This window comes from Lachnospiraceae bacterium JLR.KK002 (assembly GCA_036941025.1).
Taxonomy (GTDB): Bacteria; Bacillota; Clostridia; order Lachnospirales; family Lachnospiraceae; genus Petralouisia.
In genome coordinates this window covers 1704889-1727393 of sequence record JAYMNP010000001.1, presented here as the reverse complement: position 1 = coordinate 1727393, position 22505 = coordinate 1704889, and the positions used below count along the sequence as shown (strand labels likewise).

The window sequence follows — 22505 nt, the reverse complement described above, 5'->3', positions numbered from 1 at the left end:
TCGGGCGGGCGGACTCCGTCCGTCAAGGTATATGTCGGAGGCATCCGGAGTGATGGATAAAAATGAATGAAAAAAAGATATTATATGTAGAAGATGATTTAAGTCTGATTGAAGGCCTGAAATACACACTTGAGAAAAATGGTTTTCTGGTAGATAATGCCCGTACTGTAATGGAAGCATATCAATTCTTCCGGGCAGGCCAGTATGACCTTCTGCTGCTGGATGTCACGCTGCCGGACGGGACAGGCTTTGATATCTGTAAAGAAGTAAGAAAAACCTCTACTGTCCCGATCATATTCCTGACAGCTTCGGATGAAGAGATCAGCATTGTAAAAGGATTGGACATGGGCGGGGATGATTACATTACCAAACCCTTTAAATTGGGGGAGGTCCGTTCAAGGATCAACGCATTGCTGCGCCGTTCGGGACAGCAATTTCATAAGAGTGATACGATTCTGGAATCCGATGAGATCCGGATTGACCTGTCTGAGCGGATCTGCTGGAAAGGGGAAACGGAGATCCCTTTAACATTGGTGGAATATAAGCTGCTCTGCCTGTTTTTGAAGAATCCAGGCCGCATCCTGCCAAGGGAACTGATCTTAGACCGCCTTTGGGACGGGAACGGCAGATATGTGGATGACAATACCCTTTCCGTCTATATACGCAGGCTGAGGAGGAAGATTGAAGATGACCCGAATTCCCCCACAAAGCTTCTGACGGAAATTGGGTTTGGCTATAAATGGGCCGGGGAGTAAAGAGATATGAAGATAATGGGAAAAGAAACAAGGAGGATGCTGTGCTGCCTGCTTGCTATCTGGCTGGCTGCGGCAGCAGGTTTCACGGTCCTTTTATCCTATATGACGAATGATTACCAGAAAACAATGGTGGAGCATGATTATGGGACGGCAGGGTATCTGGTCAACCACCCGGACACAAATGTGGCAGCCGCGTTTACGAAAGACAAAACGGACTCTGACCTGGAGGCCGGAAGGCGGATCCTTAAGGAAGCAGGCTACCATGGAAATGCAGATCCCAGACTGATTCCTGCCGTATATGCTTACCGAAAGCATACCGCCGCCTGGATCGGAGGTATGCTTTTTTGCGTTTTTCTGGCTGTTTTTCTGACAGTCTGGATCTACATCCGGAAACAAAACAAAGCGATAGCAAAGGCAGATGCTGTGCTCACCCGGTTCCTTTCAGGGGATACGGGACAGAGGATTGACAGTGAGGAAACCGGGGACTGGTACAGCCTGTTCCACAGGATCAATGAGCTTGTCTCTATCCTCTCTGCCCAGGCAGAACATGAAAAACAGACGCGCGAATTTCTGCAGGGTATGATTTCAGATGTTTCCCACCAGTTAAAGACGCCCCTGGCGGCGCTTAAAATGTATGATGAGATTATGGTGCAGGAGGGTACGGACAGGGAGACAATCCAGGAATTTACTCAGAAATCCCTGCGGGAAATACGCCGGGTGGAAGATGTAGTTTATACGCTCTTAAAAATAGCCAGGCTGGACGCAGGCACGGTCAGGATGGAAAAGGCGGAGGAAAACATGGAAATGCTCCTTACGGATGTGACGGAACGCTTTGAGACATTTGCCACTCAGGAAGCGAAAGAAATTGTGTTATCCGGGAGCAGCGATGTTTCCTTTTACTGCGATGCCCTCTGGATGTCGGAAGCTTTGGGGAATGTGGTAAAAAATGCGCTGGAGCATACCAAAAGAGGCGGGAAAGTAGTAATCAGCTGGGAGAGGACGCCCCTTCTTACAAACATTGTAGTGGAAGACAACGGAACAGGGATCCACCAGGAGGATATCCATAATATCTTCAAACGGTTCTACCGGAGCCGCATTTCCCAGGATACCCATGGGAGCGGCCTGGGGCTGCCGCTGGCAAAATCCATTGTGGAAGCCCATCAGGGGACGATTTCCGTAACCAGCAGGGTCGGCAAGGGCAGCAGATTTGTCTTAAGCTTTTTTACCATACAGGAAACGACCTTCCCTGTATGATAAAACCCTCCGGGGATGCGCACTCACGCGAAGAGGTAGTATGCCGCAAGCGGCCGCGCTCGGCGCAAGAATGTGCAAAAGCACATTCTATCTTCATCTTACAAAAGAGTAAGATGAAATTCATGTGAAAGTAAGACCCATCGGGTATGATAATGCTCGAAAGGCAGGTAATGAATATGAATATTCTTGAAGTACAAAATCTATGCAAGACCTATGGAAAAGGGGAAGCGGAAGTTCGGGCGCTTGACCATGTTTCCTTCTCCGTGGGCAAAGGAGAATTTATCGCAATCGTAGGCGAATCAGGATCCGGAAAAAGCACACTTTTAAATGTGGTGGGGGCTTTGGATAACCCGACATCCGGAAAAGTGCTGATTGATGGCAAGGACATTTTTTCCATGCCCGAAAAGAAACTTACGGTGTTCCGCCGCCAGAATATCGGGTTTATCTTCCAGTCCTTTAACCTGATCCCGGAATTGAATGTAGAGCAGAACATTACATTCCCATTGCTTCTGGACTATCAGAAACCGGATCAGAAGTATGTGGAGGAGCTGCTGGAGATTCTGGGATTAAAGGAGCGAAGGAAACACCTGCCCAGCCAGCTTTCCGGAGGACAGCAGCAGAGAGTGGCAATCGGGAGGGCGCTGGCGGCCCGTCCTGCCATCATCATGGCGGATGAACCTACCGGGAACCTGGATTCCAGGAACAGCCAGGAGGTCATCACCCTCTTAAAATCCATGTCGGCCAAGTACAGACAGACCATCCTGATGATTACCCACAATGAGAACCATGCGGATGCAACGGACCGGGTACTGCGCATGACGGACGGAAGGCTGAGGGATTTGGGGGTGGCGGCGAGATGAGAAGTTATCTTGGGCTGATACCCCAGTATGAAAAGGTCCACCGCAAAAATAACCGGATCTCCGTGCTGTGCATCACGCTTTCGGTATGCCTTGTAATGGCAATTTTCAGTATGGCGGACATGGCGATGCGCTCCCAGAAGAATTATTTCATTAAGACTAATGGCGAGTACCATGCGGCGCTCCATGATGTGGAGGCGGAGACAGCAGAACTGGTATCGGCAAGGGTTGACGTGGCTTTATCAGGATGGGTCTACCAGGGCAGTACGGGGATGCTGTCCGGCAAAGCCGTCAGTTTTGTGGGGGCAGATGAAAAAACAATGAAATCCCTGACCGAAATGGATATGACGGCCGGGGCATACCCTTCCCTGCCGGACGAGGCGTTGCTGAATGAAAACGCCATGGAGCAGATGGGTCTGTCCATCGGCGATTATGTGACGGTTACGGTTCCGGACGGCTCACAAAAACAGTACCGGATTACCGGAACCCTTGCGGATATGGGCTCCATGTTGAAAGCGGATATCTGCGGGATGGCGCTGAGCGAGGAGGGCTTCCTTGCCATTGCAGATGAAAACGCGGCAGATGGAACCACCTACCGCATCCAGTTTAAGAGCGGCGCCCATATTCAGGAGGCCATAAAGGAGATCAAGAGCCAGTTTGGCTTTTCTGACGGTCAGATCTCAGAAAATACCGCTTTGTTGGGGCTGATGGGACAAAGCGAGAGCAACATCATGCAGGCCCTCTATCTGATTGCAGCGATCCTGGTTTTCCTTGTTTTGATTGCGGGAACGGTGATGATCTCCGCAAGCTTTAACACCAATGTGTTGGAGAGAACACAGTTTTATGGGCTGCTGCGCTGTCTGGGGGCATCCAGGAAACAGGTAAAGCATTTTGTGATCCTTCAGGGGCTTCGGCAGAGTGCGAAGGGCGTCCCTATTGGCCTGCTGGCAGGCCAGATTGTGACATGGGCCGCCTGCCTGTTGCTCAAATCCATCAGCGGAGACCGCTTTTCAGAGGTCCCGTTATTTGAATTCAGTATCGCCGGCATATTGGCAGGGATTGTGGTGGGCTTCCTGATCGTCCTCCTTGCTTCCCTTTCCCCGGCGAAAAAGGCTTCCAGGGTTTCCCCTGTCACGGCAATCAGCGGAGGCTCCCAGCTGGCACAGAATAAGCGTGCGGCAAATACAAAGCTGTTCCATGTGGAAACAGGCATGGGCATGTTCCATGCGTTGTCCGGGAAAAAGAATTTATTCCTGATGACCTGCTCCTTTGCCATCAGCATCATGCTTTTCCTTGCTTTCCAGGTGATGGTCGTCTTCCTGGGCCAGGGCATGCCTGCATTAGCCCCGTGGGCGGGGGATGTATCTGTGACAGCCGCTGCAGGGCTGGAAACTTCTGTCATAGAAGAAATCGAAGCCGTTGATGGTGTGAAGCGTGCTTTTGGCAGAATGGAATACGGCGGCTTATCTGTTTCCTTCGATACCGAAAACGGAACGGCCACGTTGGTTTCCTATGAAGAGAATCAGTTCAAATGGGCAAAAGAGGAACTGAATGGGGGAAATATCGATGCGGTTTCGGGGGGAACCGGGGATATCTTAGTGTCCTACCGGGATGGCATGCAATGGAAGGCCGGGGACACCGTGACGCTCCATACGCCTTTTGGGGAGAAACAGGTGAGAATTGCGGGAATCCTGTCTTCTACAAATGCGTCAAGTGAAGCGGGAAGCCTTGGATACATCATATGCACAGAACAGCTGTTTACGGAGAGCATCGGCGCGGCAGGCTATTCGGCTGTGGATATACAGCTTGCAGGCAGCGGCACGGATGAGACAGTATCGGCAATACGGAGCCTGCTTCCATCTGATGTCTCCATTGCAGATAAACGGCTGTCAAATTCGGAATCCCAGAGTTCCTACTATACAGGTGCGGTGTTTATTTACGGGTTTCTGCTTATCATTGCGCTGATCACCGTGTTCAATATCTTTAACAGTATGAATGCCAGCGTGGCGGCGAGAACCAGACAGTATGGCGTGATGCGTTCCATTGGAATGGGAGCCGGGCAGCTCTATAAGATGATTGCTGCAGAGGCAGCCACCTATGCAGTCTTAGGATGTGCCACCGGATGTGTACTGGGATTGCCGTTGAATAAGATGATGTTCCAGTTCCTGATTGCAGATAAATGGGGAACAACATGGCAGCTTCCGGTTGCCTCCCTGCTGCTGATCGTCATGCTATGTTTTGGCTCTGCGGCGTTGGCAATCCGGCGGCCAATCAAAAGAATCGGGCAATTGTCCATTATGGATACCATAAAGCTGCAGCAGTAACACATGGATACTGACTAAAAATTTTGAAATGTCCGAGTTTTGTAACAATTCAGGCTGTTTTTAAGCTGACCGAATGATTGGCTCGGACATTTCTGTGACATTTGGGTTTTACAATGTCCTTACCATAAAAAAATAGTATGGGGATTTGAGGGAGAACCGCCTGGAAATAGGGTGATAAGAATCGTCCTCATGTGTAAAACGGAGGGATGCGTATAGAGGAAAATCAGAAATCTTCTTCTCCTTATTCCCGCGGGCAATGAGCCAGGCGGTCGTGCTTGCACGGACAGTTGGCGAATGCCGCGAGGGTCAATTACCGGCAGCTTGCTGCAAGGTAATTGGCTGCATATCTGGACATTCCCAATATGCAGTTCCCTATAACTGAATAATTGGCAGCCTGTTCAGAAAGCATGAATAATCAAGAACTCCGGCGCCCGGTATCATACTGAGCGTCGGAGTTCTTTTTTATTCGGTTTCAGCGATGAACGCCAGCCATTTGGAACCATAAGTATCCAGATAAAAGCGATTGCCATACTCATTTTCAACAAAGCGGTCTTTTACATGGTACCATCCCTGCAGTTCCTTTCTTATTATATCTGCAAACGGCATGGTTCGCCCATCGGGAAAGGTCATAAGCTTGTCGGCGGCATTCACCAGCAGCCATCCATATGAGGCAGACCATACCGGTCTTCCATGAAAAGCCGGCAATGCCTGCAGTGGAATTGGCTGCCTGGGATCCTGGCTCTGAGTTTCAGTGCGTCCCAACAGGAAATCGGTGGTAACACCATAGAGCTCAGCCATATGCTCAAGCTTATCTATAGAAGGAGATTTCCGTTCTCCTTCCCATGCACTGAGGGTCGGCTGGGAAATGCCAAGTTTTTCAGCAGCCTCCGTAATCTTTAATTTATTGATTTGTCTTGCTGTTTTGAACTGCCTTGGCATCTGTTGCCCTCCGTTACTTCCCATTTTTGATTTGCCAATGTCCTTTCGTATCAGAGCCGATCCGTTGGATGACACCTTTGTCTTTAAGGGATTTAATTCTTGAAGAGACTGTTTTTCGGCTCACGCCCAGTTTTTCAGCCAGGACAGCATAGGTGTAGGCAGGATCTTCGAGCAGCAACGATAAAAGTTTCTGTTCTGCCTCAGTCACCTTCTCAGTCACCTTCTCAGTCACCCCTTCAGTCACCTTGTCGAGAGAAGTGCGCACGATTCGGTTTTCAGCGGCAATGAATTGAATCATAATATCGCCAGGATGAATCGTGTATTCCGGTAGTGGCGAGCCGTCCTCTTCGCAAGCCTGACAAATTTTTTCGATACCGCGTCCCCAGCTTTCGATGAGGCCAGCCAAATAGTATACATTAGCAATAGAGGGGTTATATGGACGGGACGCATGTTTGGACATTAAACTGTCGATGGTCCGGTTTTCCGGCAGCTTTCCACAGTTTGCAATATAAAGACGGTCATCATAAACACTGATTTGGATGGGCGTGCAGGATTCATATTGCTTGTGACATAAGGCGTTCAGCAAAGCTTCCCTCAGAGCTGCATCCGGGACAAAGTATCGTTCTATTCTTTGTATCCCCTCGTAGGTGATTTTTGCTTTCATAAATTTGAGATGAAGGACTTCAATGATTTTATCAATCTGCTCCAAAATGGACCATGGACTTCATCCTGATAACGAAGGTCAGCATCTGTTTCAAAAAATCCGATCTTGGTGTATGAGCCAAGCTGCCACTTGTCGGGATCTTTGCTAAACAAGAGCATGGCAGCATTTGTATAGTGCCCGGCATTGGTCAGGCGGAGTTTTTCCATCAAATCTGCCTTTGATTCAGACAGAACGCTTTCGTCAATCCTTCCTTTTTTTGCAGCCAGAGTTTTGAATTTCTGAACCAGGGCATCATCAATATCGTCAATGGTGAAACCGGGAGAGACTGTCCGAAAACTCGGATAATTTAACCTAAAGAAACACCACTTTACAACTATTATAAATAGCGCTCCTTTTGCTGAACAAGGTATTTTAAGGCTCTCATAAGGGCAGATGATTTTATTATACTTTCGCTCTTTTTCACGAAAGTGGCAAAAAATACCTCCTGCCTGATCCGCTCGCTGAGCACAAACCTGAAATCCTGTGCGCTTTCCCTACGGTACTTTGAAAATGCTTCATCCTGATATGGCAGCAGTTTCATCGCACAATAAGCTATGTTGATCAGATTAACCAGCATTTCAATCCCTTTCCGGCTGCGCACCATATAGCTGCATAGTGACCAGAAGGTTTTCTGTTCGTAATAGCTGACTTCTATCTTCCATCTGAATGAGTACAGGAACAAGGGGATGTAATCCATCCATGCACTCCCCGTCTGGTTCAGGGGGGTCTTTTCCTGCCATGCACAAAAAATCTGCAGCTGTGTGGGGAAAACCGTACTGAAGAACAGGCGCCTGGAACCGCCTTCCTTCTCTGTGGCTGTCACATAGGCAAAAACTTCCCTTGTGCCGAAAATATTTGTAAGGACACGGCGCATCCCAATATAATAACCGCCTATTTTTTCATCCGAAAGTGTAAAATCTTTTTCCGCCGAAAGACGTTTCCCATGTTTTGCAGGCCTGCCCCTTTTTCCGGTCGGCTGCGGGGCAAGGTCATAAAGGACAGAGTCATACCTTGCATTTCCGATTAGGCCAAGGTTTGGGTATTCATCCACGACAGAAACCAGATCCCCTTTTGTATACCAGCTGTCGCATAGGATAATGACATTCGCCTTTTCCTGTAATTCAGGCATGGCCTGGCGTACCATGGAAGCAGCCAGCTTTAATTTTGACTCTTCTTTCTGCCACATACGGTAGGAAAGCGGAAACGCCTGGTAAACAATCTTGCCTTTATCCCACATTGGCACACAGAGCATGACACTTACAAAGCAGTGCCCATTCAGGTAGCCGCTGCCGTTGTGCGCGGAATGGTCAAAGAGTTTTGAGACATCCTCAAATTTCTTTCCATATTTGGGAACAATGGTATCATCCATGCATAAAAAAACGGGCTGCGTCTCTAAGGATTTCGGGATTAGTTTCAATGCCATAGATGCTGTTGCATTCATAAACCTGGAATAATCCACTTTGGCATAGGAGCAGGCATAGTAAAAGGCATTCAGGGATTTATCTGTTAGCTTTGACAGGAAATGTCTGTAAAGGAAACGGATGGAATCCGCTGACTCCAGTGTCAGTATGGACAGCAGGAGCAGGACCAATGTCTCGGCTGTAGGAATGGAACAAGCCTCAAAATAAATGTAAAAATAATGATAAAGTCTACCAATTATAGTTTTTTCGTTGTATAATAAGTCTGTCGTACAGGATCACTTTCTTTCGTATTTTTTTGTTTGCAAACTTATTATACATCAGAAAGTCCTGTATGACATTTTTTTTATGGAAAAGTTGTAAAGTGGTGTAAAGAAATAAAGATTGATATACTCTTTGAGTTTTCAATATAAAAATGAAGGATGTTCCGGAAACGGACCTGAATTATTATGGGGTTGCTATCTGTGGGGCGAAAAAGAAGGTGAACAAATTGACGGGAAGTATGGCGCTGCTGAGATAAAGGGCATACAAAAGCTAACCGCCGCAGATGACTTACCACCGTATGCGGCGGTCTGCTGTTTCCACAGGCAGGTCTGACAGCAGAAAACCACCTGGAAAGCTGGGGAATCAGCGAAAATGGAGAAAGAAGGTTACTTGACGGTTCTTTTTTGCTTTCCATTCCCCCAAAATAGTCGTTTCGTGATATCGGGTGAAAAACGGGTAATTTTTATGGCATAATTCAGTGGATGTTATTACTTTGGCAGGAACGATATTCTGCCGAAGTAATAGAAAACGGAAAGGGGCATCAGCCTGTGAAAATGAGAACGGAATACACCTGCCCTTTGGAACTGGTGCATGACCTGATCAAAGGGAACTGGAAATCGATTATCTTATGGCGGCTGCGTCCAGGGGCTACATCTCTGGCGAAGCTGGAACGGGACATAGATGACATTACACAGAAAATGCTGTTAGAGCAGTTAAAGGAATTGATGAATTATGGCTTTGTGGAAAAGAAATCCTATCGCTCCATGTGGAATATTCTTTAACAGATGGCATGGGGGAGATGCTGGAGGCATTAAGGATTATGCAGTATAATGGCGGGCATGGGACGCAGTTCAATGAAAATGGAATCCCTGTTTATTCTTTACCCTTTACGGTGGAGGATGCGCCGCAGGGAACGGTGTCGATTGCCATTGTCCTGGAGGATAAGGACGCATACCCGGTCACGGGGGATTTGCACGGATACACTGGCTGGCGGCAAACATAACCCGTTTTGAAATCAAGAAGAATGAAAGTCAGACGACGAATGATTTTGTGCAGGGCCGGAATATCTGGACGAGCGTGCAGGGCGGAGGGCAGTCTGCGGAGCTTTCCTGCTTTTATGGCGGGATGACACCGCCGGATAAGCCGCACATATATGAATTTCATGTGTATGCTTTGGATAGGATGCTGGATTTGGAAAAAGGATTTCTGCTGAACGAGCTTTACCGGGAAATGGACGGTCACATCTTAGCGTTTTCTTCTTTGATATCTTTAATTGAATATGTTATAATATATTTTATTTAATAAAACATATTCAGGAGGTAGAATGGAACAAATTTCATTAAAGATAGGAGAGCGGCTGAAAGAGATTCGCAACACAAGGCAGCTCACGCTGGATGATGTTGCGGAACTGACTGGCGTGAGCAAGCCCATGCTGGGACAGATTGAGCGGGGGCAGTCCTCGCCCACCATCAACATATTATGGAAGATTTCAACAGGGCTGAAAATTCCATTATCCTTTTTCTGTAAACAGGAAGAAGCGGAATACACGGTCGCCGGGCTTGATGGGGAAAATGTGATCACGGAGGAAAACGGAGGGATGCGGGCTTACCCGCTGTTTCCCTTTGACCCAATAAGGAATGTGGAGGCATTCTATATTGAGCTTGACGCAGGGGTGCAGCACGAATCGCTTCCCCATGTGACGGGCGTGGAGGAATATGTTTTTATGGTGCATGGGACATTGAAAATGGCAATAGGCAGGAAGAAAGTGGTGTTGCAGGAAAAACAGTCCATACGGTTTGGGGCTGATATTTCCCATGCATACCACAATGTTTCAGATAAAGCCTGCGCCGCCTATAATGTGATATTTTATCCGAACAGTTAAAGGAGGAAACGAAAAATGTATGAATTGGTACAGGTCAGTGAGAAATGCTATTACATAAACTGTCCGGCGAAGATAGGCGTCTATGTGGCGGACAGTGAGAATGTCTATCTGGTTGACAGCGGAAATGATAAGGATGCGGGGCGGAAAGTCCGGCAGATACTGGATAAGAACGGATGGCATCTGGCGGCGATTCTGAATACCCATTCCAATGCAGACCATATCGGCGGCAACAAATACCTGCAGGGGCAGACGGGCTGTAAGGTGTATTCCGGTGGCATAGAGGCGGCTTTTATCAAATATCCGGTACTGGAGCCGTCTTTCCTTTACGGCGGTTATCCGTGTAAGGATTTACGACATAAGTTCCTGATGGCGCAGGAGAGTGATGTGACGGATTTTTCAGATGAGAGCTTCCCGAAGGAGGTTGGGGTGATACCCCTGCCGGGGCATTTCTTTGACATGGTGGGGTTCCGTATGCCGGATAATGTGGTGTTCCTTGCAGACTGTATCAGCAGCAGGGAGACGCTGGACAAATATGCGGTTTCCTTCATCTATGACGTGGGTGCTTATCTGGAAACACTGGATAAGGTGGAGCAGATGGAGGCGGCCATGTTCGTCCCCGCCCATGCGGAAGCCTCGGCAGATGTGAAAGAGCTTGTCTGCTATAACAGGGATAAGTTGCAGAGCATCGCGGAGCGGATTCTGTCAATCTGTGAAGAACCGATATGCTTTGAGCGGATTTTGCAGGAAGTGTTCAGAGGCTATGGGCTTTCCATGAATTTTGAGCAATATGTGCTGGCTGGCAGCACGGTGCGGTCTTACCTTTCGTGGCTGAAAGATACCGGGAAAATGACGACTGAATTTCGGGACAGTATGCTGCTTTGGCAGAAAGCATAATTTTATAATCCGGAAACAGTCCGGGAGGCTTACAGGCAAAGCAAGGAAAATCTGAAATCCTATATGCAGCGCCAGTACTTTGATTATCGGTGCAGGGGCTTTACCAGGAATGATCATTACGTTTTTGGGGACTGCATTAATAGACAATATGATTCGGGGCCTGGTGCAAGCAGGATTGCACGAAGAGGTTTTTGGATATTCCCATTCAGTTTTCTTTTTTGTGGGATGAATATTTTTACTTCAGCTACATTCACTGTGTTGTCAAATGGGAAGCTGTCAGCGGTATTATCCTTCCAGCGGACATTTGAGCTGATATTTGTGCTGTTGCTGATACTGCCGGAATTTATGGGAGTGACGGGGGTGTGGCTGGCAGTACCGATTGCGGAGTTGCTTACAATGGTGGTGGCTTTTCTTTATCAGATATGCCTTTAGGGAGCATATATGCGTGTTGGTGTTCATTACGGGCATCGAGGATTATGTGTTTGACGCACCTGACCCTGACATGATCTGTTGGAACAGGGAAAAGAGCGGCAGGCTCGTCTTCGAAAACCAGATTGGCAGCCTGCAGGAACACATGGAGGAGATGGAGCGCGTCTATTCCGACATACGGGGCATGAAGCATGACATGAAGAACACCCTTGCGTCATCCAGCGCCTTTCCGCAGGGGAAGGGGGCGGATGCCTTTATCCGTATAAGCTCCCTGCAGAAAGGGAACCTGCCTATCCTGAAAGTGGAGAACAGCTTTGACGGGCGGCTGGTACGGAGGCGGCAGGCGTCACAGTGGGCAAAAGAGGCCGTATATTCCGATTCCGTTCTGGCAAAATCAGGGGCTGCGGCAACAGCAAATGCCGCTTATGAAGCAAATTTTGTTATGGCGGATAATGGCTTAATCTGATATGGGACTGTCCGGACTTATAGGAAGACAATTGCGCAGATGGCGATGATAAGGATCATGCCGCCGAAAATGACAGTTTTTTTCTCTTCATAGCCGCACTTTACGCAACCTGGTGTTTCCTGAAGCCCAGCCTTGCAAGGGGCAGCATAACCGCAGTCAGGATTGCATACAGGATGGCCCGCATGGAAAGGGCGTCAAGAACCAGTCCGCCGATCTGGAAGGAAACATATTTACCGATTTCCGGCATGACAGAACGGTACGGCAGCAGGAACAAAGTCAGGTTGTATGCCCCGGTTGTCCCGTTGGGGGAGAGGAACAGCGGGATAAAAAGCACGGGTACGAGTACGACCAGCACAAGGTAAGGGCTTTTCATTTTGGCAGACAGCAGCAGCGTCAGCCCAATCATGGCAAGCAGTACCAGATAAATAACGCCCAGGTTGATCAGGGCCGCCTGCAGGAAGGTGAACGGGTATGGGATTGTGAGGCCGGCGATCTGTAAAGGCAGATTCCATCCATCTGCCCCGAAAGCCGCAAGGGGCAGACCGAAAGCGACGATAACATGCAGCGTAAATGCAAGGATGCCAAACAGCACAGATGATATTATTTTTGCTGTTATCAGCCTGGTCTTGCCATATTTGCCGGACAGGATGACAGCATCCGTGCCGGCCTGGTATTCACCGGAAAAGACAGGCGCTATCACAATGAGGACAGCCAACAGGGCGAACATCAGCAGCTCAAAGCTGTTCATGATGATTTCCCAGCCTTCGTGATATCCGTATTGCAGGGGCGTTTCCACCTTACTGCTCATATTGCCCCAGTATTCTTTCTGCTGGGATGAAAGCTCCCTTGAGGGTGTGTTCAGGAGAGATTCTACCTTTTCATTCCTCGCCTGGTAAAACTTAGCCCCGTTTGTCAGATCCAGTTCGGGCAGCTTATTAAGGCCGGAATTTTCGCCGGGGGAATCGTATGCGGAGGCGATCATGCTAAGCTGTTTTTCCCTGGGAGCCACAAAGTTCCAGTATGCGTCGCCGATCAGGAACTTTTCGCTTCCGTCATAACCTACATTGTCGGGCTTCTCAAAGAGCTTTTGATATTCTGTGATTGTTTTTTCCACATATTCGTCTGTAATCGGGACGGATATATTCTGATACTGGTCTTTTGTGTAAGCAATGCCCTTAAGGCCTTTGATTACGCCATCCTGGTTATAGGTCTGGTACTGCAGGATGGGCAGCCCGAACAGGAATGCTGTTAATAACAGGCTGACCGCCATGACGATCATGGTGGATTTTTTTCGCAGGATTTTTAAGAATTCATATTTCATCAGCATAATTATCGCTCCTCTCACAAGGTATCGGCACGCGCCGCTTCGCGTCACCTGCCATGTCGTCGGAAGGCATTCCGGAAATGCTTCGCATTTGCCTTCCTCCTCTCTGTGCGTCTTCTCCGAAATGATACAGGAACAGATCCTCCAGGCTCGGTTCTACAGTGGCTGCGTCTGTCGCCGGCGCTGTATCGCTCACAATACGCAGCCGGACCATATTGTTTTCGTGGTGCAGATTTACAACAGAAAAATTCCGGCTGTATTCCCCGACTTCCCGGTTGTCAGTCAGGATTTCCCAGACTTTCCCTTTGATGTGGTCTGTAACTGTTTCCATGGGTTCGCCAAGCAGGAACTGCCCGCTTTTCATCATTAGGATGTAGTCGGCAATATAGGAAACGTCTGATACAATATGCGTGGACAGGATCACAATTTTCTCTTTTGCAAAATCGGATATGAGGTTGCGGAAACGGATTCGCTCTTTGGGGTCAAGCCCGGCAGTGGGTTCATCCAGTATCAGAATCTGGGGATGGTTCAGCTCCGCCTGGGCGATTCCCAGCCGCTGCTTCATACCGCCGGAATAGGATTTGACTTTTTTGTCTGCTGCATCCTGCAGGTTTACCATATGAAGCAGATGCTCTGTCCTTTGTTTCGCCGTTTTGGTGTCAAGCCCTTTTACCGCTGCCATATACAGCATAAATTCACGGGCGGTAAAATCGGGATAAAAGCCGAAATCCTGCGGCATGTATCCCAGGTGGGAGTAGTACCGCTCCCCCAGTTCCTCAATGCTTTTGCCGTTCAGGCGGATGCTGCCGGAAGAGGGCTTTAAAACGCCGCATATCATTCTCATAAGTGTTGTTTTACCGGCGCCGTTTGCTCCGAGCAGTCCGTATACTCCGGGTGAAAGGCTTGCATTTACATGATTCACAGCACATTTTGTTCCGTACTGCTTACATAAATTTTTTAATTGTAACTGCATACAATAATCCTCCTGATATATTTTACACAGGCAATCGAGCAGGGAATAGTTGCCCTGTGACTGCTTTCCCATAAGATAAAAATAAGGTGGCTTATGCTTAATAGCATAAACCACCTGTCTTAGCCTGAACTTTTCCCTGTCTTAACTTCACCTTAAGATACCTCTATGCCGTCCGGCAATCATAAGGAAATCTTAATTTGCAGCTTCTCCGTTTTTACATGGAACATGGATGATAAATTCTGTTCCAGTACCCGGCTGGCTTTTGACTGTGATCTCACCGCCGTGAAGCGTTACAATCTGATTCGCTATGGCAAGTCCCAGTCCGCTTCCTTCCGGCTTTTCTTTTGTGTTTGTCCCTCTGTAATACCGCTCAAACAGCTTTGATTGTTCTGCTTCGCTCAGTCCATTTCCGTTATCACGGACAGACAGCAGAATACTGCCGTTTTTGTCTGTGTCAAGTGTAACGCTTACTGTTGTCTCAGCAGGGTTATGTGTGAGGGCGTTCAGAATCAGATTCGTAACGGCGCGCCGAAACAGAGCAGAATCAATATGGGCATACAATGCTGGCACATTACTCTCAAATGCAATATCCCGGTCTGAAAAAGCAGGATCATTGACAATATCAATGACCCATTCTTTGACGCAGCGTGTAATAAGAATTTTTTGAGGATGGTACGGTATAGCGCCGGAATCAAGCTGCCAGGTCAGTTTCAGATCATTGATCAGGTTTTCGGTATAGTTAATATTCTTCAGGATAACAGCGCCGTATTCCTGTACGGTCTCTTTCTCCTTATCCGAACTGTCGGCCAGCAGTTCTGCATAGCCCTTGATGGGGGAAAGGGGCGTTTTCAGGTCATGGGTAATATTTGCAATCCATTCCCGGCGCGTTGTTTCTGTTTCCTGGCTTATTTGGTCGGCGCGGTGTATGTCCCTGTCCATTTTGTTCAGGGCGCTGTAGATTTCGCCGAACATCCCGTTTTCCTGTAATGGCCGGTAGGAGCGGAGGGAAATATTTTTGATGCCCCTTGTAATGCCTGACAATTTCCGTGAGAGCCAGAAACCGTAAACAAGCACGATGATGATAAGGGTGCCTGAAGCAGCAAGAATAATTATTCTTGCTACGGGGGAGAGCCTTGAAACCCTGCTGCCGTTGTAATGCAGCATATACTTTCCTATATCATAAGGAAATCCGATACAATAGCTGCAGGCTTCTTCGGAGTCTTCCAGACTGTTTACAAATACCGTATATCCGTTTTGATAGTCGCTGGAGCCAAGAACCAGCAGTTCGGAAGCGGAATATTTTTCAGGATACCCGGCAGGTTTGTTGTAGGAGAAAATCTCCTGACCGGATTCATCCAAAAACTGAATCCACAGGCCATATTCGTCTAATCGGTCAAGACCGATCTGTTCTATAGAGAGTTCTCCGTCCTCATAGGTTGTCCAGGAAGAAAAATTGTCTGTAAAGGTCTGCGGCCAATGGGCGAGGCTCATTCCTTCCGGTTCCGGGATGGAGAACATATAATAGAACAGGCCGATTGCCGTGACAATGCCGGCCAGTAATGTCATGGAGAGGAGCAGGACCATCCGGAAAAAGGGGTTGAAATTCTTTTTACTTTTCATAAGGATTTACCAGTTTATAGCCTAATCCTTTCATTGTGATAAGATACCTGGGAGCAGCAGGATCGGTTTCCATTTTCTCGCGCAGGTGCCGGATATGGACCATGACCGTATTATCGCAGCCAAAGCTGTCCTCGTTCCAGACCGCTTCATATAAGCGCTCGCGGCTGATTACCCGCCCTTTATTTTCCGCCAGGTATTGCAGTATCTCAAACTCCCTGGCAGTCAGTTCCAGATCCCGGCCGTCTTTGAGCGCCCTACAGCCATCTGTATCAATCGTCAAGGCTCCGATTTCTATTGTCCGGCCGGCGCAGGGGCTTTGCCTGTATTCCATGCGGCGCAGCTGTGCTTTCACCCTGTAAGCAATTTCCCTGGGGCTGAAAGGCTTGGTAACATAATCGTCGCCGCCCACAGCCAGGCCAAGGATTTTATCCAATTCATCATTTTTGGAGGAAAGGAACAGGATGGGGCAATGGGAAAACTGCCGGATCTGCCTGCACACTTCGTAGCCGTCAATATCCGGCAGCATAACATCTAAGATAATCACATCCGGCTGTATTTCTTTGCAGGCATTTATCGCCTTTCTGCCTGTATCAATTTTTATGACAGCGGGAAAGCCCTCAATACTTAAAGCCTTTTCGAGCAGATCCAGAATATCCGGTTCATCGTCCACGACCATAATTTTATATTCATTCATTGCAGGTAATCTCCTTTGGTCTGTTTTCTTTGCTTTTTGCGCTTTTCAATCTTCCGTCTGCAGGCTTTTTGGCGCTTTTGTTTAGTATACTTCGTTTGTCCGAAGGATACAGGCAGATGAAAATTTTTTGAAAGATTCAGGGGCAGAAATGGCAGTATTCTGACTTAAAGCTAATCAAACAGATTTAATTGGACAGGGCTGTTCTTTTCTTCAAAGCGACACAGGTACTCAAAGATTTTTGAGTTATCATGCAGGATACCATTGTCCCCGCATATTTGATGAAATAATTTCATAAGTTCGTTGCTTTTTGGGCTGCTGATTTGATATTGCGCACCGTAAGTACGTATATACTTCTCTTTCATATGTGGAAACAACCGGTCTAACTGGTTATAGAAATATTCCCGGTTTCCCTCGCGGAGCGTCAGACCCATTCCAAAGCAGATTACGCCATAAACCCTTGCTTCCACGCAATATTCTAAAATCCCCCGGATGTTTTCTTCCGTATCATTGATGAAGGGAAGAATCGGGCAAAGCCAGACAACCGTTGGGATACCCGCTTCATTCAGCTTTTTCAAAGCGTTGGCCCGCTCTTTTGTTGTACTTACGTTTGGCTCAATTTTTCTGCACAAATCTTCATCGCAGGTGGTCAGCGTCATTTGCACGACACATTTTGTTTTCTCATTGATCGCTTTCAACAAATCCAAATCCCGCAATATCCGGTCGGATTTGGTGATCAACGTGAAGCCGAAACCATATTGTTCTGCCAAAGCCAATGCTTTGCGGACATTCCCGATTTTACTTTCAAGGGGTATATAGGGGTCTGTCATAGAGCCTGTACCCAGCATACATTTTGCCCGTTTCCGTTTCAGTGCATTTTCCAGAAGCTCAATGGCGTTTGCCTTGATTTCAATGTCCTCAAAATCGTGTTCCATATGATAGCATCTGCTTCGTGAGTCGCAGTAAATACAACCGTGGGAGCAGCCGCGATATAGATTCATTCCGTTTTTGGCTGATAAGATACTTTTCGCATTTACAAAGTGCATAACTGTCTCCTCGCCTCAAAATCATTTTATCCCATAGCGTAAAATGGTTTTGGCCCTATGTCAATACTTTGGACAAAAAAAGTTGAAAAGTTATGCTGATTTCCCTGGTTCCTCATCCTCCTTTTGCCGGGGTGTCAGATAGCCGACAGCGCTATGGAGCCGCTTTACTACGATGGAGCGCAGGCCCTGCTCTGCCATATGCCTCTGCACCCTCCTGTGATAGAAATTATTTGTCCTCCCTGTGCTGTTGTTCATTCCACAGCATCCGGAAAGCAGTCCACAGCAAATGGATTAAAATGTTACCTTCTGTAACCGAAAAAAGAAAAGGAAGCAGAGAAAGCCGGGAAATCAGGAAGCTGAAGGAAAAAAAGCAGCAGCTTAAGAGGCCTGCGGGAACCTTTACAAAGAAAAATGTTGAAAATTTTTATCAGGGAGGATAATATTATGGTAATTACAGGAGTGAGTAATTACAACAGTGTTTCTAAAAGCGCATATGCTTTATCAGGAAAGGAAGCAGCAAAGAAGGAGGAAACAAAAGAAACAGCAGCTACGCAAAAAAGCGCTGAAACAGCAAAGAATAGCAGCAATGAGGAATACCTTAAAAATTTGCAGAAGCAGGTACCCTATATGAAGTTACAAATCGGGTATGGGCTTAACACAAATAATGATGGCAAAGTGAATGTTTTGGATGTCAGCCCTAAGCTCCTGGAGAAGATGCAGAATGATCCAAAGGCAGCAAAGGAATATACACAGCGGTTAAAAGATATTGAAGCGGCTACGAAATGGCTTGATAATTATAAAAAATCAATAGGGCATACCGTAATTGTCAGGCATGGGTATGTTGATGAAAACGGCAATTTTTCTAATTTTTCCATTTCGGTAAGAAAGGATGAGCTGAACGAAAAACTCCGCAAAGAAGCGCAGGAAAACGCCGAAAAGCGGATTGAGAAGACGCGTGAAAATGCCCGTAAAAAAGCAGATCAGCTTTCGGAGAATATGGAGAAAAAGGCAGAGGAGGCAGAAAAAGAGCAGGACAGAACAGGCATTATTGTTGTCAAATCAGATGCAAATCAGGATAAAGCAGAACGGTTGCTGGCAGAAAAACTGGAAAATGCGAAGGACGGAAGAATACTGCTTGATAATGATGATATGCAGAAAGTTATTGAAGCGGCAAGGGAACATGACGAAAGGCAGGTGGAAAAACAGGGCAATCGCGCAAATGAGACAGGCGCAAATCTGGATTTGAAGATATAAGGAGACAGGGATATGAATATAAACGGTAACAATATGAGATGATTTTCCGGGGATTCCCGGATGTAATCAATAAGTACCTGAATACGATTCCTTCCGAACAGCGTAATTCTGCAGCCTGGACTTTACAGAGAATGGCAGGTGACTATGAGACAAGAATGGAAAAATTAGTAAGAAAATAATCCGATGGAAGCCAGGAGACGCTTTTGATACAGACATTTTAGACCGGTTTGGCAGGACGCCTGGCGGGGCAGATGTCAGGGAAATGATTACAAGTCCGGCTCTGAGGAGGATGGAATGGAGAAAGTGTTATCCATGCTGAATGGTATATTTCGTAATAAATGATTTTCATTTCATATAGCTTCAGTTTGTGGGACAAAGGAGAAATTCAATGAACGATTTAAAAGAATCTATGGGAAGAAAGTATTATATAGATAATTTAAGATGGCTGGCAATCCTGTTGCTTTTTCCATTCCATGCGGCACAGATTTGGAGCGGAGGCGAATACAGCGGGTTTTACATATGGTCACACACAAACACCGCTCTTTATGTGTTTTCAACTGCCGTGTACCCGTGGTATATGACTTTTTTGTTTGCTATTGCAGGTATGAGCTGTAAATATTCTCTTCTGAAAAGGACAAACAAACAATTTGTTGTGGAGCGAATAAAAAAATTAGTCATTCCATTTTTCTTTGGACTGCTTGTACTTGTTCCTGTAATGACCTATACTGCAGAAGTATTTTTTAATGGGTATACAGGCACTTACTGGCAGCAGTATGAATTGTTTTTTACAAAGAAAACCGATTTAACAGGATATCATGGAGGTTTTACTCCCGCGCATCTTTGGTTTTTACTTTATTTGTTTGTTATTTCTCTGACGGCGTTACTGATTGTTCGCCTGCAAAAGAAATGTTTTCCAGGATTCAGGGCTGGCAGCCTTTCATATTTCTTTATTATTTTGCTGTTTGTACCGGAGTGGTTTTGCCTGTATGCCCTGAACACAGGCGGGAAAAGTCTGGGGCAATTTATGCTGCTGTTTTTGTTCGGATACTATATCCTTTCGGAGGAAAGTATTCTGGAAAAATTGCAGAGGTACAGGTTTGTAAGCCTTTTACTTTTCGCAATGTCAGGCAGTCTGTATACTTATTTGTACTGCCTGGAAAATATCCGAAACATATGGATGGATGGGCTTTACATATTTTACGGATGGATGGGGATTATTATGTTGACTGGCATAGGACGGTCAAAGCTGAACTTTCATAACCGGGTCAGCATTTATTTAACCCAAATGTCTTTCCCTGTTTACATTCTCCATATGCCAGTTCTGGTGGTTGCAGGTTTTTTTGTCCTGAAATTGCCTGTTGGTGTTGCAGGACAATTTTTACTGATTGTTTTGGTTTCGTGTATTGCAACATTTTTAATATATGAAATCGTAAAAAGAATACCTGTTTTACGGTTTTTTCTCGGAATGACGAAACAGGAATTATGAAAATACTTTCGTTGATTTAACAGATAACTTCTCGTTTGTCAGGAAGCCATACATTAAAAGAAATCGGCATTTGAAAATATGGAAAAGGAGCACATCTGCTGCGCAATCTCCATGTACCGATACTGGAGGAGATGGCAAAGACCAGGAACATTGCGTTTCAAACCGTACATATCCGGACCGGAGAGGATGCGCAGAATGCCCCTTCGCCCTTTACCACCTTTTCTCTTTTCTATAACGGGCAGTTTGTAACCCATGAAATCCTGTCGGAGAAGAAATAGTATATGCAGCCATGAGAGCAGCCGCGATATAACTTCATTCCGTTTTTGGCTGATAAGATACTTTTCGCATTTACAAAGTGCATCAAATGAATGATATTTTATACAGCATTTTGCGGCAGCAGCTCAGCATTTCGCGGCAAATAGATAAACATATTACTTTCCTCAGGCGAAAAAGAAAAGAAATGTCTGTAAAGATTGGAGAAAATAAAAATGAGCAGAAACAGAGATGGTTTTGGGACAGACATTGAAGCAGTTATAACAAGTTTTAATCAGGGAACGATGATTCTTGAAGCCGTTGAATCCGTATGTGCCCAGACATTATTGCCGCAGAAAATTATAATCATAGATGATGGTTCCACGGACGAATGTTCCATCCGCGTATTAAAAGATATTGAAAAAAAGTCTGATTTACCGGTTCCTGTAATGATACATTATCAGGAAAATGGGGGAGTATCTTCTGCAAGAAATGCAGGTATTAAGAAAGCGCAGGCGCCGATGGTACTGGTATTGGATGGCGATGACAGACTGAAGCCGGAATATACGGAGTATGTGAGCCGGTTGCTTCGTGACAATCCATCCATGGTGGCAGCATCTTCCTGGATGCATACATTTGGCGTTTTAGATTCTGTGGTCTGTCCTTCCGGAGGGAACATAAATTCATTTTTATCCCGAAACTGTTGTCCGGCAACACATATTCTTCGCCGGGATATATTTGAACAATGCGGAGGATATGATGAATCTATGCGTTCCGGTTTTGAGGACTGGGATTTCTTTTTAAGCATGTTGGAAACTTCTCCGGAATCATGGATTGGGATTGTGGATAAACCGCTGATTCAATATCGTACAACTCCTGTTTCATCAAATATAAAAAGTATGGATAAACGGCTGGAACTTATGGGTTTTATAATCGAAAAACATGTTGGCAGCTATCATACCCATATTTCAGACGCACTGCTGGGAATAGAAGCCATATCAGATTTAAGATTATATAACTGGGAAAATGAAGTAGCCCACGCAATAGCGAATCACCGGGAATTAAGCCAGTCATCAAAAGACTTTTTAAATAATCCCACATATGGTGACGGCGGGATGGCTTCGGCTGTTCGGATTGCCGGCTTATGGGAGAATTCGAGATGAGGATGAAAAAGAAAGGACCGGTCGGATGAATTATAACATAATAAGGCTTATGGACCGGCCGGAAATAAAGGAAAAAGCTGCAGAGTGGTTTCATGAAAAATGGGGCATTCCGTCAGAGGCCTACAGGGAAAGCATGGAGGAGTGTCTGCTGAAAAAAACTTCTGTTCCCCAGTGGTATGTTGCAATGGAGGAGGACAGAATTATCGGCGGTCTGGGAGTGATTGAAAATGATTTTCATGACAGGAAAGACCTTGCTCCAAATGTCTGCGCAGTTTATGTGGAAGAAGATAAACGGTGTAAGGGAGTGGCAGGCGCTTTGCTGGACTATGTTTGCAGGGATATGAAAGAGAAGGGAATTGCAGTTTTATATCTTGTGACGGATCATACTTCTTTTTATGAACGGTATGGATGGGAATTTCTGTGCATGGTACAGGGAGATGGTGAAACGGACATGAGCAGAATGTATATCCACGCCTGAACAGTTCAGCTTCCAGCTTCTGCCCATCCTTTA

Annotated in this window: 20 protein-coding genes and 5 pseudogenes; 16 read left to right on the top strand and 9 right to left on the bottom strand. The window is 46.5% G+C overall.

The features are described 5' to 3' along the window. Positions 1–62 precede the first annotated feature (62 nt). The 4 genes from VSQ32_08300 (at position 63) to VSQ32_08285 (ending at position 5190) form a co-directional block, all read left to right on the top strand. Positions 63–755, top strand: coding sequence for a response regulator transcription factor (locus VSQ32_08300; GenBank protein MEH2942860.1), 693 nt, complete (start codon positions 63–65; stop codon positions 753–755). Positions 756–761: 6 nt separating this feature from the next. Then, the gene (locus tag VSQ32_08295) at positions 762–2009 is read left to right on the top strand and encodes a HAMP domain-containing sensor histidine kinase (GenBank protein MEH2942859.1); all 1248 of its coding nucleotides are present in this window, start codon (positions 762–764) and stop codon (positions 2007–2009) included. 176 nt (positions 2010–2185) lie between these two features. Beyond that, entirely contained in the window at positions 2186–2869 is a 684-nt protein-coding gene (locus tag VSQ32_08290) for an ABC transporter ATP-binding protein (GenBank protein ID MEH2942858.1), read from the top strand. Then, the gene (locus tag VSQ32_08285; protein MEH2942857.1) at positions 2866–5190 is read left to right on the top strand and encodes an FtsX-like permease family protein; all 2325 of its coding nucleotides are present in this window, start codon (positions 2866–2868) and stop codon (positions 5188–5190) included. Before VSQ32_08290 ends, VSQ32_08285 begins: the two co-directional genes overlap by 4 nt. 462 nt (positions 5191–5652) lie before the next feature. Here the strand turns inward: VSQ32_08285 and VSQ32_08280 are convergent, their stop codons facing one another. From VSQ32_08280 to VSQ32_08265, 4 genes are all read right to left on the bottom strand, one after another. Beyond that, complete coding sequence (locus tag VSQ32_08280) at positions 5653–6129, bottom strand: helix-turn-helix transcriptional regulator (protein MEH2942856.1); 477 nt, start codon at positions 6127–6129, stop codon at positions 5653–5655. A gap of 13 nt (positions 6130–6142) precedes the next feature. Continuing rightward, on the bottom strand, positions 6143–6838 hold the full coding sequence (locus tag VSQ32_08275) for an ATP-binding protein (GenBank protein ID MEH2942855.1): 696 nt from the start codon (positions 6836–6838) through the stop codon (positions 6143–6145). After that, the gene (locus VSQ32_08270; protein MEH2942854.1) at positions 6790–6999 is read right to left on the bottom strand and encodes a hypothetical protein; all 210 of its coding nucleotides are present in this window, start codon (positions 6997–6999) and stop codon (positions 6790–6792) included. The genes VSQ32_08275 and VSQ32_08270 overlap by 49 nt, the downstream gene beginning before the upstream one ends. Positions 7000–7169: 170 nt before the next feature. Next, positions 7170–8393 (bottom strand): transposase, encoded by a 1224-nt coding sequence (locus VSQ32_08265; GenBank protein MEH2942853.1) that lies wholly within the window; start codon positions 8391–8393, stop codon positions 7170–7172. Between the two features lie 269 nt (positions 8394–8662). Here VSQ32_08265 and VSQ32_08260 point away from each other — a divergent pair. The 7 genes and pseudogenes from VSQ32_08260 (at position 8663) to VSQ32_08230 (ending at position 12185) form a co-directional block, all read left to right on the top strand. Further along, positions 8663–8770, top strand: a pseudogene (locus VSQ32_08260) (DUF2000 family protein). Positions 8771–9062: 292 nt separating this feature from the next. Next, a pseudogene (locus VSQ32_08255) lies at positions 9063–9340 on the top strand (helix-turn-helix domain-containing protein). Beyond that, positions 9314–9816 (top strand): annotated as a pseudogene (locus VSQ32_08250) (YbhB/YbcL family Raf kinase inhibitor-like protein). Before VSQ32_08255 ends, VSQ32_08250 begins: the two co-directional pseudogenes overlap by 27 nt. Positions 9817–9838: 22 nt before the next feature. Then, positions 9839–10396, top strand: a complete 558-nt coding sequence (locus tag VSQ32_08245; GenBank protein MEH2942852.1) for an XRE family transcriptional regulator — start codon at positions 9839–9841, stop codon at positions 10394–10396. 15 nt (positions 10397–10411) lie between these two features. Then, the gene (locus VSQ32_08240; protein ID MEH2942851.1) at positions 10412–11290 is read left to right on the top strand and encodes an MBL fold metallo-hydrolase; all 879 of its coding nucleotides are present in this window, start codon (positions 10412–10414) and stop codon (positions 11288–11290) included. A gap of 174 nt (positions 11291–11464) precedes the next feature. Then, positions 11465–11722: pseudogene (locus VSQ32_08235) on the top strand (MATE family efflux transporter). 13 nt (positions 11723–11735) lie between these two features. After that, entirely contained in the window at positions 11736–12185 is a 450-nt protein-coding gene (locus tag VSQ32_08230; protein ID MEH2942850.1) for a hypothetical protein, read from the top strand. A 100-nt stretch (positions 12186–12285) separates the two neighbouring features. On the opposite strand, the gene VSQ32_08225 is transcribed toward VSQ32_08230, so the two are convergent. The 5 genes from VSQ32_08225 to VSQ32_08205 form a co-directional block, all read right to left on the bottom strand. Continuing rightward, positions 12286–13512 (bottom strand): ABC transporter permease subunit, encoded by a 1227-nt coding sequence (locus tag VSQ32_08225; GenBank protein ID MEH2942849.1) that lies wholly within the window; start codon positions 13510–13512, stop codon positions 12286–12288. Continuing rightward, positions 13496–14482 carry an ABC transporter ATP-binding protein gene (locus VSQ32_08220; GenBank protein MEH2942848.1) on the bottom strand — a complete coding sequence of 329 codons (987 nt, stop codon included), beginning with the start codon at positions 14480–14482 and terminating at the stop codon, positions 13496–13498. Before VSQ32_08220 ends, VSQ32_08225 begins: the two co-directional genes overlap by 17 nt. 192 nt (positions 14483–14674) lie before the next feature. Further along, positions 14675–16102, bottom strand: a complete 1428-nt coding sequence (locus VSQ32_08215; protein ID MEH2942847.1) for a HAMP domain-containing sensor histidine kinase — start codon at positions 16100–16102, stop codon at positions 14675–14677. Next, positions 16092–16796 carry a response regulator transcription factor gene (locus tag VSQ32_08210; GenBank protein MEH2942846.1) on the bottom strand — a complete coding sequence of 235 codons (705 nt, stop codon included), beginning with the start codon at positions 16794–16796 and terminating at the stop codon, positions 16092–16094. The genes VSQ32_08215 and VSQ32_08210 overlap by 11 nt, the downstream gene beginning before the upstream one ends. Before the next feature lie 170 nt (positions 16797–16966). Further along, positions 16967–17839, bottom strand: a complete 873-nt coding sequence (locus tag VSQ32_08205) for a radical SAM protein (GenBank protein ID MEH2942845.1) — start codon at positions 17837–17839, stop codon at positions 16967–16969. A gap of 444 nt (positions 17840–18283) precedes the next feature. Between VSQ32_08205 and VSQ32_08200 the strand changes: the two genes are divergently transcribed. From VSQ32_08200 to VSQ32_08180, 5 genes and pseudogenes are all read left to right on the top strand, one after another. Next, entirely contained in the window at positions 18284–19093 is an 810-nt protein-coding gene (locus VSQ32_08200) for a DUF6033 family protein (protein MEH2942844.1), read from the top strand. Between the two features lie 388 nt (positions 19094–19481). Continuing rightward, positions 19482–20579, top strand: a complete 1098-nt coding sequence (locus tag VSQ32_08195) for an acyltransferase family protein (GenBank protein ID MEH2942843.1) — start codon at positions 19482–19484, stop codon at positions 20577–20579. Between the two features lie 110 nt (positions 20580–20689). Further along, positions 20690–20857: pseudogene (locus VSQ32_08190) on the top strand (YoaP domain-containing protein). A 210-nt stretch (positions 20858–21067) separates the two neighbouring features. Then, complete coding sequence (locus VSQ32_08185) at positions 21068–21994, top strand: glycosyltransferase family A protein (GenBank protein MEH2942842.1); 927 nt, start codon at positions 21068–21070, stop codon at positions 21992–21994. Positions 21995–22019: 25 nt separating this feature from the next. Continuing rightward, positions 22020–22472: a GNAT family N-acetyltransferase gene (locus tag VSQ32_08180; protein MEH2942841.1), complete on the top strand. Its 453-nt coding sequence runs from the start codon at positions 22020–22022 to the stop codon at positions 22470–22472. The last annotated feature ends 33 nt before the right edge of the window (positions 22473–22505 follow it).